Source organism: Flectobacillus sp. BAB-3569, assembly GCF_002270355.1.
Lineage (GTDB): Bacteria > Bacteroidota > Bacteroidia > Cytophagales > Spirosomataceae > Flectobacillus > Flectobacillus roseus.
The window spans coordinates 113920-126693 of record NZ_NJFZ01000012.1 but is presented as its reverse complement, the minus strand read 5'-3'; the positions used below and the strand labels follow the sequence as shown (position 1 = coordinate 126693).

12 protein-coding genes are annotated in these 12774 nt (G+C 38.5%); 7 read left to right on the top strand and 5 right to left on the bottom strand.

Going from position 1 to position 12774, the window contains the following annotated elements; translation table 11 throughout:
• Positions 1-45 precede the first annotated feature (45 nt).
• The 4 genes from BWI92_RS12830 to BWI92_RS12815 all read left to right on the top strand — a co-directional run bounded on the left by BWI92_RS12830 (position 46) and on the right by BWI92_RS12815 (position 4380).
• Entirely contained in the window at positions 46-1122 is a 1077-nt protein-coding gene (locus tag BWI92_RS12830; RefSeq protein WP_095163659.1) for an alkaline phosphatase family protein, read from the top strand.
• A gap of 269 nt (positions 1123-1391) precedes the next feature.
• Positions 1392-2078 (top strand): response regulator transcription factor, encoded by a 687-nt coding sequence (locus tag BWI92_RS12825; protein WP_095163658.1) that lies wholly within the window; start codon positions 1392-1394, stop codon positions 2076-2078.
• A 300-nt stretch (positions 2079-2378) separates the two neighbouring features.
• Positions 2379-3182 carry a UDP-2,3-diacylglucosamine diphosphatase gene (locus BWI92_RS12820; protein WP_095163657.1) on the top strand — a complete coding sequence of 268 codons (804 nt, stop codon included), beginning with the start codon at positions 2379-2381 and terminating at the stop codon, positions 3180-3182.
• A gap of 37 nt (positions 3183-3219) precedes the next feature.
• Entirely contained in the window at positions 3220-4380 is a 1161-nt protein-coding gene (locus BWI92_RS12815) for a glycosyltransferase family protein (RefSeq protein ID WP_095163656.1), read from the top strand.
• A gap of 350 nt (positions 4381-4730) precedes the next feature.
• Here BWI92_RS12815 and BWI92_RS28675 read toward each other — a convergent pair whose 3' ends face one another.
• Together BWI92_RS28675 and BWI92_RS12805 are read right to left on the bottom strand one after the other, a co-directional pair.
• The gene (locus BWI92_RS28675) at positions 4731-4955 is read right to left on the bottom strand and encodes a zinc-binding dehydrogenase (protein WP_310588902.1); all 225 of its coding nucleotides are present in this window, start codon (positions 4953-4955) and stop codon (positions 4731-4733) included.
• Between the two features lie 2 nt (positions 4956-4957).
• Complete coding sequence (locus tag BWI92_RS12805; RefSeq protein WP_310588901.1) at positions 4958-5698, bottom strand: NAD(P)H-quinone oxidoreductase; 741 nt, start codon at positions 5696-5698, stop codon at positions 4958-4960.
• Between the two features lie 369 nt (positions 5699-6067).
• On the opposite strand from BWI92_RS12805, the gene BWI92_RS27315 reads away from it, so the two are divergent.
• A complete protein-coding gene (locus BWI92_RS27315; protein WP_166576689.1) occupies positions 6068-6220 on the top strand; it encodes a hypothetical protein in 153 nt (50 codons plus the stop codon).
• 66 nt (positions 6221-6286) lie between these two features.
• Here BWI92_RS27315 and BWI92_RS12800 read toward each other — a convergent pair whose 3' ends face one another.
• Positions 6287-7804 carry a gluconokinase gene (locus BWI92_RS12800; RefSeq protein ID WP_095163654.1) on the bottom strand — a complete coding sequence of 506 codons (1518 nt, stop codon included), beginning with the start codon at positions 7802-7804 and terminating at the stop codon, positions 6287-6289.
• A gap of 38 nt (positions 7805-7842) precedes the next feature.
• On the bottom strand, positions 7843-8727 hold the full coding sequence (locus tag BWI92_RS12795; protein ID WP_095163757.1) for a helix-turn-helix transcriptional regulator: 885 nt from the start codon (positions 8725-8727) through the stop codon (positions 7843-7845).
• A 548-nt stretch (positions 8728-9275) separates the two neighbouring features.
• On the opposite strand from BWI92_RS12795, the gene gnd reads away from it, so the two are divergent.
• On the top strand, positions 9276-10172 hold the full coding sequence (gene gnd / locus BWI92_RS12790; protein ID WP_095163653.1) for a phosphogluconate dehydrogenase (NAD(+)-dependent, decarboxylating): 897 nt from the start codon (positions 9276-9278) through the stop codon (positions 10170-10172).
• A gap of 38 nt (positions 10173-10210) precedes the next feature.
• Positions 10211-11629: a gluconokinase gene (locus BWI92_RS12785; protein WP_176464414.1), complete on the top strand. Its 1419-nt coding sequence runs from the start codon at positions 10211-10213 to the stop codon at positions 11627-11629.
• Between the two features lie 94 nt (positions 11630-11723).
• On the opposite strand, the gene BWI92_RS12780 is transcribed toward BWI92_RS12785, so the two are convergent.
• Positions 11724-12728 carry an alpha/beta hydrolase gene (locus BWI92_RS12780; protein ID WP_229363010.1) on the bottom strand — a complete coding sequence of 335 codons (1005 nt, stop codon included), beginning with the start codon at positions 12726-12728 and terminating at the stop codon, positions 11724-11726.
• Positions 12729-12774: the final 46 nt, after the last annotated feature.

Here is a 12774-nt window from a genome sequence, read left to right as displayed (position 1 = left end):
AGTAATAGAATGCTTTAGGTTCACAAAACAAAAACCTTTATATAAATGAAAAAAATAAACGTAATCCTCCTCCTATTATTGGGTACTTATTTCTCACAAGCCCAACATAAAACCGAAAAGGTTATCTTGATTACCACCGATGGATTTCGTTGGCTAGAGGTATTTAATGGCTTAGATACCGCATTGCTCAATCAAGAAAAATATACCAAAAGCAAACGCGATCTAGTTGACCGCTTTGGAGGTCCTCCGCAAGCTAGCCGAGCCAAAATGTTGACATTTTTGTGGAATACGATTGCGACAAAAGGGCAAATCTACGGGAATCGTCAGTACAAAAACTTTGTCAATGTCACCAATCAACAATGGTTTTCATATCCTGGCTATAATGAACTCTTGACTGGGGCTCCTGATGATGAACGAATTACCAGCAACGACCAAATAGAAAACCCTAATGAAACTGTATTGGAGTATTTGCATAAAAAACCTGCCTATAAGGGTAAAATCGCTGCTTTTTCGACATGGGATTGTTTTCCTTTTATCATTAATGAAAAAAGAAGTAAAATTCCTGTAAACTCAGGAAAAGAGTTAGTAAAAAATCCTAATCCGAAAGAAAAACTACTCAACGAAATTCAGCAGACTACTCCAAGCGCTATTGCTGACCGTCATGATTTCATTACTTATTTTCTTGCTAAAGAATACCTTGTAAACAAAAAGCCAAAGGTTTTATTTATAGCTTTTGATGAAACCGACGATTATGCACATGCAGGAAATTATGACGCTTATATCAAAGCTGCAAATAATTTTGACCGATATTTAGCTGATCTTTGGAAGACAGTTCAATCAATGCCCGATTATAAAGACAAAACGACGCTAATCATTACCTCCGACCATGGACGAGGTCAATATCCTAAATCAGGCTGGACAGACCATAGCTTCAGAACAGCCTATTCAGACCAAATTTGGTTTGCGGTTATAGGACCTGATACTCCTGCAAAAGGCGAAATAAAAACAGCTGGGCAATTTTACCAAACACAGTTTGCCAGCACACTCGCCAAGTTTTTAGGAGAAAACTATGCTCCTAATGATAAGGTTGGCAAACCCATCGAAGAAGTAATGAATAAGTAAAAATAAAACCCTCGCACTGGTTCAAGTCTTAGACTTGGACCTTTTTTTGTAATAGTTTTCAAACTACAATCATCCAACACACGAACCTTTACTTCCGCTCGATTTTATAAATTCTTTACCAATATTTTACCGCTCAAAAATGTTAATCTACACTTAATATAAGAGTAACGATGAGGTAATTTCTGGTTGATAAGTTTGTGTCAAAATTTGAGAAACCCAATTTCTTATCATCTCAAACGACAACATTATTAGTCCTAGATTAATTACTTATGATCGACATTTCTCTTAAAGTACTGGTAGTAGATGACGACCCAGATATCTTAGAATTACTCCAATACAACCTTGAAGGCGAGGGTTATCAGGTGTTCACGGCTGAAAACGGAAAAATTGCAGTAGAAAAAGCCAAGCAACATATCCCTGATTTGATTGTGATGGACATTATGATGCCGATTATGGACGGAATCGAGGCGGGACGTATCATCAAGCAAATGCCAGAGTTAAACAAAACATATCTTTTGTTCTTGACCGCTCGTGCTGAGGAGTATTCTGAAATCGCTGCTTTTGACATTGGTGCCGACGACTACATTATCAAGCCTGTAAAGCCAAGAGCTTTATTGAGCCGTATCAAAGCCATGTTGAAACGTGAACTAGCAGAAGGTACAGGTACAGAAAAAATTGTTATTGAAGATTTAACTATCAACAAACAAAACTATTCTATTGCGGTAAATAACAACTCTTGGGTATTACCGAAAAAAGAATTTGATTTATTGATGTTCTTCGTAACCAATCCCAACAAAGTGTATTCTCGCGACGAAATCCTTTCTAATGTTTGGGGTAGAGGTATTCACGTAACTGAAAGAACCGTTGATGTGCATATTCGTAAAATCCGTGAAAAAATTGGTGATGATTACATCAGAACTATCAAAGGTGTAGGGTATCTTTTTGCCAACGCCTAAAAAGAAACAAAACCGAGTATCCATTCCTACAAAACTTTACTATACCAACAGATTAGCCAGTCGTTTTTCAAAACCTTTCTGGTCTTCCTCTATCTAACCTGCCAATTTTTACTGGCTAGTTTGTTGGTTTCCTTTCATTATCGCCTCCTCTGCAACAATTAACAAAAGCATAACATACACACAACCATAAGGTTAAAGTAATTCCTCAATTTTGGTCATAGTTAAAACAAGGCAGAAAATGCACTAAACGACTATCCCTAAATATCGTTTCTGTCTTCTTGAATTGGATTAGATACGTATATGAAAACACCAGCTCAATATAAAACCATTATCATTTCAGATTTACACTTAGGATCTGAAGGCGCAAAAGCCAAGGAGGTTGTGGCATTTTTGAAATCAACTTCTTGCGAAACGCTTATCATGAATGGCGACATTATCGACGGCTGGCAACTCAAAAAAGGAGGTTCTTGGAAAAAGAAACATACCGCATTTTTTAGGGTAGTGCTCAAAATGATTGAAGAACATGGTACCAAAGTAATTTATCTAAGAGGCAACCATGACGATTTTCTTGACCAGATTATTCCTTTTCAATTAGGAAAGCAATTTAGTATTAGAAAAGACTATATTCTTAAATCTGGGAAAAAGCAGTTTTTTATCACGCACGGCGACATTTTCGACTCCGTGACATCCAATATGAAGTGGTTGGCACACCTAGGCGATATAGGTTATACCTTCCTTCTGAGCCTTAATAAGCTCTATAACCGTTATCGCGCATGGAGAGGTATGCCATACTACTCCTTTTCACAAAAAATCAAACAGCAAGTAAAAAAGGCCGTCAATCACGTGTCGGATTTTGAGGAAAAACTAGCTGAGTTAGCCCTAGCAAACGACTGCGAAGGCATTATATGTGGGCATATCCACAAACCAGAAATTAAAGCCATTGGCGAAGTCACCTATATGAACTCAGGCGACTGGGTTGAGTCATTAAGTGCACTCATCGAAACACACGAAGGTGCATGGGAACTGATGTATTACGCCAATGAAGCTCTGCTTTTGAGCGAAGAAGATACCAACGAATTGATTTTAAACGAGAACAAAAACTAATGCTTATCTCAATAAGCATGATACCAAAAGCCACGAAATGAGTAAATTTTTGTTTGTTGTACAAGGCGAAGGTAGAGGTCACTTGACTCAGGCGATCTCACTTTCTGAAATATTAACTTCGGCTGGTCACGAAGTGGTAGCAGTATTGGTGGGCAAAGGGAATAATCAAAAATTACCTTCCTTTTTCCAAGAAGCTATTCAAGCACCTATTGAGACTTTTCCAAGCCCATCGCTCGTTTATGGACAAGGAAAGGCCTTGAGAGTTTGGGATACCATTAGCACTCATTTACTTAAATTTCCTTTGTATTGCAAAAGTGTGAAGTACCTGAAAGAGCAAATTGATTACTACCAGCCAGACGCTGTAATCAATTTCTACGAGATGATTTGTGGTTTGTATTTCAGCACGTATCGCCCCAATATTCCTTGTATTTGCATTGCGCATCAGTATTTGCTATTGCATGAGCAATTTGACAATATTTCTAAACATTGGTTTGACCGTTTTTTACTCAACTTCAATACCAAAGTAACAGCATTGGGTAGTACGCAAAAATTAGCATTGTCATTCGACAAAATGGAGAATGACTTAAATCGTAATATTGCTGTAGTGCCACCTTTGTTGCGTACAGAAGTGAAAAAACTTAATCCAACAAGTAAACCATTTGTTTTGGCATACATTACACATCACAAATTGGCGGAGGACATTGCCAATTGGCACGAAAATCACCGTGATGTGCAAATCCATTGTTTTTGGAATAATCCAGATTTTTCAGACGAATGGGCAGTAAGAGAAAACCTTACATTTCATCAAGTAAACGCTGAGAAATTTTTAACCATGATGGAAAATTGTTCGGGATTGGTGTGTACCGCTGGTTTTGAATCAGTGTGTGAAGCCATGTATTTGGGCAAGCCAATCATGATGGTTCCTGTTCCAAATCATATCGAGCAAATGATCAATGCGCACGACGGGCAACGTGCCGGCGCTGGAATAGCCTCAACAGAATTTGATTTTTCTAAATTTTTGGCATATCTACCCCAACACCAAAGTATTCAAACCGAATTTATCGACTGGCAACATGAAGCCAATCGCCTTTTCCTGCATTATCTCGAAACCTTGACACAAAAACCAACTCAAATTTTCACTTTCAAACCGTCAGGTTCAAGACTTGGCTCTTGGTGGAGACAGTTGGCTTTTAGATAGTAACCTTAATTAGCACTCTCTCAAAATCCCGTAACGAGATACCATTCGTTACAATATCTTTAGCATTTAGAATAGTTATCATCAAAAGCCAACTTCTTTGAGGTTGGCTTTTTTGTGACCCTTCAATAAATTTAATATTGAACCTACCGACAGAATTATAACTTTGTACAGAATATCCCTCATTATTTAACAACAATTAGACTTTTCAGGGTAGTTTTTGCTGATGGCAGACAGCCAACAGAAAAAGCTATTTAGAAAATATCACCAATATGAGTCCATTTTAATTACATAGTTAAATGGAATTTAGTTTAAAAGGCTGTGATTGATAATCACAGCCTTTTTTGGTAAGCCTACTTGACCAATACAATCTTTCCAATATGTGCCGAGGATTCCATTAATCGATGTGCTTCTGATGCTTGGGGCATTGGGAAGCTCGCAAAAATGGGCACTTTGAATAATCCTTGCTCTAAAATCGGCCACACTTTTTCATAAATTTCAGTAGTTAAACTTGCCTTGAAACTGACTTCTCTTGCACGCAAAGTACTGCCTGTAATTGTCAATCGCTTTTGCATCATTTTCAGAATATCAATCTGGACATTCTTCCCCCCATAGCATTGATATACACCAATCGCCCGTCAGCTTGTAATAAATCTATATTTTTTGAAAAATAATCACCACCAATCATATCCAAAATGACATGGATTGACTCCTCTTTTAACACTTCTAAAAAGTCCTGCGTTTTGTAATTCACAAAACCATCTGCGCCAAGTTCTAAACACGCTTTTCCCTTTTCCTCATTGCCAACAGTTACGAAAACCTTTGCACCAAAAGCCTTCGCCAACTGAATCGCAGTTGTACCGATTCCACTACTTCCTCCATGAATCAAAATACCTTCACCAGCTTGCAAGTTTCCTCTCTGAAAAACATTATGCCATACCGTGTAGATCGTTTCTGGTAAACAGGCTGCTTCTTCCAAGGAAAAACCAGTAGGAATGGGCAAACAAACCGACTCATGAACATTCACCTTTTCGGCATATCCTCCACCAGCAACCAAAGCACAGACCTCATCGCCTAGCTTCCAGCGAGTTACCTTTTCTCCTATCTCAATAATTTGTCCTGCAACCTCCAAACCAGCGATATCGGCAGGCGCTCCTTCGGGTGCGGGATAATGTCCCTTTCGCTGCAATACATCTGGACGATTGACACCCGCAGCATATATTTCGATAATTACCTCTTCAGCACCACAAACAGGATCGGGGTATTCGGACCAAATCATATTTTCGGGTGCACCAAACGCAGTTATTTTTACAGCATTCATGTTGTTGATTTTTGAAGTGAATAAAAGCAAAGGTACCAAATTGTTGGGTTTTCGGCAGTCGGCTGTGTGCTTTAGGTGAAAACTGGTTCAAATACGAGATTCTGCAGGTTTTTAGACAGTTTCAATCTGTAGATTGTTTTTTTCTGATTTCGTGTCAATTCTGATAACCGATACACTTCTAACCGATAACTCCCAACCTACCTTAACAATTTAATAATCTCCTAAAATTTGAACTTTTTCAAGAAACCAGTAGTTTTATATTCAAATACAAAGCAAAAGCGTTTTGTGATTTGTTAAAACAATTAATTATTAGTCAAGCAATTACAGAAACAACTTTTGCATATATTATTTACTAAAACAAATAAAAATATGGCAAAACAAAGTTGGAGTGCATTAAACCGCCACACAAATTGGCGAGCACACAAAGCAAAAAAACAAGACAACCCTCGCTACATGCACACGTTTCAGAAAGGCGAGAATCAAAATCCAGAAAATGACAAAGTGTTGTATGACTGGATTTAAGATGAAAAATGAGTTGCAACCCGATCTTATGATTGGGATTTTTTGTTTTTAGAGGGTTCCATTTCCCTAAAAATCACGCAGTTTTGCTAAATATTCAAATTCCTCTTCAAGTTTTTCTGTCAATCTTTCAAACAAACCATAATACGCCTGATACTTTGCATGATTGTCTGAATTAGGTAACCACTCTTGGTCAAAATTCAATGATGCTGTCGCCGTTTGCAAATCGCTAAAAATTCCCATTTGTGTCAGTGTTAACAAAGCAATTCCTTGCCCAACTCCATCGTAGGAAAGATTTGCAGTGATTCTTTTTCCAAAAATATCAGAGAGCATTTGCACACATAAAGGGTGCGAAGCAAAACTCCCATTTATTCGAATTTCGTCTATATCTCTAAATTCTGCCAGCATTTTTCCAATACTGTACACTCCAAACAAGATACCCTCCAAAGTCGCACGTGCCAGATGTGATTTAGTATGGTTGATGTGTAAACCAAAATACGAGCCTCTTGCATTGGCATTCCAGATAGGTGCTCGCTCGCCTAGCAAATAGGGCAAGAATACCAATCCATCAGCACCTAAAGGAATAGATTCTATGCGTTGAAATATTTCATCTAACACTTCTTCGATGTAAGCGTGTTCTGAAAAATCACCGAATTCCTTTGCGAACCATTCAAACACCACCCCTGCGTTGTTGCCTGGACCTCCGCTGATATAACAATTGTCGGTCAACAGATAATTAAAAACTCTTTGTTTTTGGTCTTTTAATAGCTCCTTTCCTGCAATCCTGACCGCCGAACTGGCACCAATAGAAATTACGGCTTTTCCTTCCGAAATAATCCCTGCACCAAGCGTTGCCAAGCAGCCATCAGTTGCTCCAAGGATAATTTGAGTATCTATAGGAATACCCCAAGACTTTGAAATTTCGGGTTTAAGCATCAAAGTACTGTCCATCACCGAACTAACTTCGGAGAGTTGGCTCGATGAAATATGGGCAAAATTCAAGGCTTCTGTCGACCATTTTTTGGCAGTAATATCAAATAATCCTGTCGATGAAGCCATACTTTCATCCACACGATATTGTCCAGTCAACTGAAAAAGAACATACTCTTTTAGCGAAATATATGTAGCCACTTTTTCAGAAAAAATACCCTTATTGGACTCCAACCAAGCTATTTTCATCAAAGGCGACATCGGGTGGATGGGCGTGCCTGTTTGTGCATACAGACTAGTATCAAGTCTACTATCTTGAAGTTTTTTAACTTGATTTTGTCCACGATTATCTGCCCAAATAATAGCTTGCCCCAAAGGAATTCCTTTGGCATTGACAGGCAAAACACTGTGCATCGAACCACTGAAACCAATCGAAACTATCTTGATTTTATTGGGAAGCACAAATTCATTCATTAAGGTTTTGACAACAAATAAAGTCGTAATATACACCTGTTCAGGGTCTTGTTCGCTCCATTCTGCAAAGGGGTGAAAAGTAGGATACGAACCTTGTTTTTGATACAAAGCTTTCCCACTCAGGTGATACACCTGCACTTTTACAGAGGTTGTATTAATATCAATTGTCAGAATGGCTTCCATAATTTTTTCGTATCGATTGTTGAGAAAGTATGTGTGGTTTATATATGGATTTTACGATAATCTCTCGGCGTGTATCCTGTGAGCTTTTTGAAGGTAGTTGAAAAATGTTGTGATGAGTAAAATCCCGTTTCTAAGGCAATATCTGTCAATGACTTATCACTACTTTTGAGCAATCTACTTGCCTCTGCAATACGGATATTAATAAGGTAGTTGAGAGGAGAAAAACCTGAAAAGCGTTTTACTTTTTCCGAGAAAGCTGTATTTCCTAATCCTGCCAAACCAGCCATTTCCTCCAAGGTCCATGGGTGTTCCAAATTAGCTCTTAGGGTTTGTTCCAGCTGTAAAAAAGTCTGTGAAAAATCTTGGTTATTTCGTTCGGTTTTACCCAAGGTTCTTGCCCAAGTAATCAGAATTTCATCCACAATTTGAGGCACTCTGGTACGATAACCAAAAGCTTGCTCTTGTACCTCCTGCCCCAATTCCATGATTAATTGTCCAATTGCAGGATTACGAGGAATGATTGGCTTGGCATTCGACAAAAACAGTTTTGAAATAACCACTTGTTCGCTGTATGAGATTTTGCTCCAATCACCCAAAATCAAATGTCCCTCATTTGTCCAATGACTCGGCAAAATACTCAATTGCATAAAAGCACCAATCTCCAAATATCCCCTCGGATTGCCAAGCGCCTGCCAAGGTTGAACAATCAAGGAATCGTTGGGATATAATGGATAGGTTTTATGCTCCAAACTCCATTCGTATTTTCCTTCTGTAAAGCTAAAAATACCAATTCCAGCTCGCTGACCAACCTCCCAAGAATCAAGAATGATTTGCTGTACTTTCTGTGAAAGCAAGCAAGACACAAAGGGAAATTCCTTTAATTCGGGCGATTCGTTTTGTATATAGTAAAAGTTGGAATTCATGAGATAATCACAAGATATGGCTGAAAAAACCGTCATGTAATTTAGGCAGGTTCATTGGTATTGGACATAGCAACGAGGCACAATTTTTTACTTTTCTACTAAAAATGAAAGAAAACTGTATTCTTAAAGCAGAGGATTTTAGTTTTCGTTTTCTAAAACCCTCATTTCTAAAGAGTTCGAGTTTCAATTAAAGAATTGTGACCAAATAAATATTTCAAATATTTCACACCGAAAAAAAATGAAAGTTTTAAACAAAATAATACAAGAAATTTGAGCCATAGATTTAAGTATTCATGCAGAATGAGATTCAGGTTATGTGTTTAGGGACAAGGCAACAGGCACAAGGCACAGAGTGTTAAAATACTTTTTTACAAAGCCCACTACCGAAAGCCGATACCTGAAAGCCGAAAGCACAATCTTAAATTTTATTTTGCCCACTAACTTATAACGGATATACAAATCACGAATAACGTTTTTACAAATTACTGAGTACAGTACACCTTATCATTTATAAACAAAATATCCCGAAACTTTTAACAAATAAACTTATGCAAATTGGATTGGTAGGCTTAGGCAAAATGGGTTTTAACCTTGCGTTAAATTTACACAGAAATGGATTTGAGGTAATAGCCAATGACGTAAACCCCGATTTTGTAACTCAAATTGCGCAACAAGGTATCTCTACAGCTTCTAGCTTAGAAGATTTGACGACCCAACTTACAGGCAGAAGAGTCATTTGGTTGATGGTGCCTGCTGGTGAAATTGTAGACGCTGTGATTGAGCAATTAATTCCTTTATTGAACCCTTCAGACATAATAATAGATGGCGGAAACTCTTTTTACAAAGATTCTTTACGTCGTTACGCACATTTGAAAGACAAGGGTATCGACTTCCTTGACTGTGGTACTTCGGGCGGCACCAGCGGTGCTTTGCAAGGCGCTTGTACCATGATTGGAGGAGATACCGATGTCTTCAAATATGTAGAGGAAGTTTTTCAAAAAATATCTATCCAAAACGGTTATTTACATACTGGTCGTGCAGGAAGTGGACACTTTACCAAAATGGTTCACAATGGTATCGAATATGGTATGATGCAGGCGATTGCAGAAGGCTTTGAGGTTTTTGAGCGCTCGCAATTTGATATTGATTTCCAGAAAACAGCCGAATTATTCAACCATGGCTCGGTAGTGAGGGGTTGGTTGATGGAATTGACGGCAAATGCTTTTGCAAAAGATCCACAATTGGACGCAATTAAAGGAGTAATGCACTCTTCAGGCGAAGGCAAATGGACTCTAGAAACGGCTTTGGATATGGGTGTTCCTACGCCTGTTATTGCCCTTTCAGTGATGATGCGCTATCGCTCACAGATGGAAGACACATTCTCTGGGAAGGTTGTCGCGGCTCTTCGTAATGAATTTGGAGGTCATGCCGTAGAGAAAAAATAGGCGTGATAAGCATCTGTAGAATTTAAAACTGAATGCTTATGGCGCATTATTATGCGGGTATTGATTTGGGCACGACTGCCACAAAAGCTGTAGTTTTCAATCAAAAAGGAGACGTTTTGTATCAGGTGAGTCGGGAATACCCGATGTATCACCCCCAACCAGAATGTAGTACCCAACACCCACAAGATTTACTTACAGCAACCAAAGAATGTATTGAAGATATTCTTGCCAGATTTGAAGTTCGATTTATCAGTTTTAGTGCAGCAATGCAAAGCTTGATTTTGGTAGATGAACACCATCAAGCGATGACAGATTGCATGATTTGGGCAGATAATCGGGCAGCAGATATAGCAGATACCTTAAAACAAAGCATAACAGGTCAGCGGTTTTATGATATTTCGGGCATTCCGATACATAGTTTTTCGCCTATGACCAAGATTGCATGGCTCAAGGAACATGAACCATCCTTGTTAGCTTCGGCTCACAAGTTAATCAGTGCCAAAGAATATATCTGGTATCACTTAACCCATGAATACACAATTGATACGACCCTTGCCTCAGGAACTGGGCTGATGGACATACATTCGCTGCAATGGTCGGAGGAAATTTTGAACTATCTTAGTATCCAAAAAACACAATTGTCTATAATAGTAAAATCAACCCATCGAGCTTATTGTAAGCAATATGGTCTTGAATTAGTAAGTGGTGGTGGCGATGGAATTCTGGCTAATTTAGGCTCTGGAGCTATTACTCCCGACAAAATGGCGCTTACAATAGGCACAAGTGGAGCAGTTCGAGTGGTTTCGAGTCAACCATTTATCGACCCTCAAATGAGGACACAATGTTATCATTTGTTTGATACAGAATACCTCAAATTAGGAGCAGTAAACAACGGCGCAGTAGTTTTACAATGGCTTAAAAATAACATTCTTGAAACTGTTGAGACATACCAAGAATTATTTGAAAAAGCAGAGCAAGTACCTGTAGGTTCCGAAGGATTGTTATTTGTGCCTTATATCTTGGGTGAAAGAGCACCCATTTGGGATGCCAAAGCCAAAGGCATCATGATTGGCTTAGACATGCAACATACCCAAGGGCATATCATTCGAGCCAGTATGGAAGGTATTCTATTTGGGTTAAAACAAATTGCAGAGGTATTAGTCCCTCAAAAAGAGACCTTATCCAATATGACTTTGATGGTCAGCGGAGGCTTTGCCAAGAGTAATTTTTGGTTACAAATGACCGCCGACATTTTTCAAATGAAAGTAGAAGTTAGTAATACGATTGAAAGTTCAGCTTGGGGCGCTGTGTTACTAGGTTTCCAATCATTTGGAATAGAGTACAAAAACGAAATAAAAAACGAAATAGTTTTTTATCCCAACAAAGGAAATAGTCGTGTTTATCAACAAGGGTTTGAGCGATTCAAAAATGTTTATACACAATTTTTGAAAGTTTAGCTTACATAACCAAACCCATTTCGAATTTAGCTATCACTATCTATCCCCCCTAATAAACGAAAAGGCTTAATCTCACGATTAAGCCTTTATATTTTTATCTGAATGCCAATACATCTTTATGTTTTTTGAAGACCTTTTTCAAAAAGTGGTCGACATACTCAACCGTTGGGTCAAACCACGGTGTAAACAAACAAAAAGAATGTGGAGAATCTTTAAAAGTATGTACTTCTGAATAAATATGATTAGCCTCCAAAATTTTACGATAATCATCTCTTCCTGCGTGCATTCGTTCTACACTACTATTAATAAACAAAGTGGGTGGCGTATTTTTTCCTGTATAAGTCAAAGCAGAACCTTCTTTCCATAGCGCTGGATTTTGGTCTTTACCATACCCAAACCAATAAGTTGCAGCCGAGGTTCTTTTGGAATCGTCTCCCTCAGCAGATTCTGGATGAATAAAAGCCACAATGCCATCTATGTCGACAATCGCCTGAACATCACTCGAAACTCCTGTAATACCTTCGTTTGCCTCAAAAGTCTGAACCCCATTGGTATTACCCACCAAAGATGCCAGTTGTCCGCCAGCCGAAAAACCCAAACTTGCTATCTTATTTGCATCTACATGATATTGTGAAGCATTGGCACGAATCCATCTTACCGCAGCTTTCAAATCTTGTACTGCAGCAGGATATAATGCCTCTGTAGAAAGTCGGTACTCAGCTGTAAAAGTAGCATAACCCAAAGATGCCAGCTTTTGAGCCAAAGGAATATGTTGTGCCCTATTGCCAGAACGCCAACCTCCGCCATGAATAATCAAAATAGCGGGATGTGGTTGATGAGTTTTTTCTTTTGGGTAAAAAGCGTCCAATTTTAATTCCCTATCACCAATTTTGGCATACACCACATCACGTTTTTCTGTAACATTAGTATACTGATTTTCAATAACTAAAAGCGCATTGGGATGCGTTTTTAGCGTTGTCTTTAAGGCCGAATAGCTATTATAGGAATTGTCCCTCACGCCCGTGACTCCGATGGTCGATTGAGCCCATGAGGAAATAGATAATGAAACGGAAAGAGAAATGGTCAGTAGAGTTTTCACAATATTTATAAATATTTAAAGATTTTTTACTCTTATTTCAACAAAG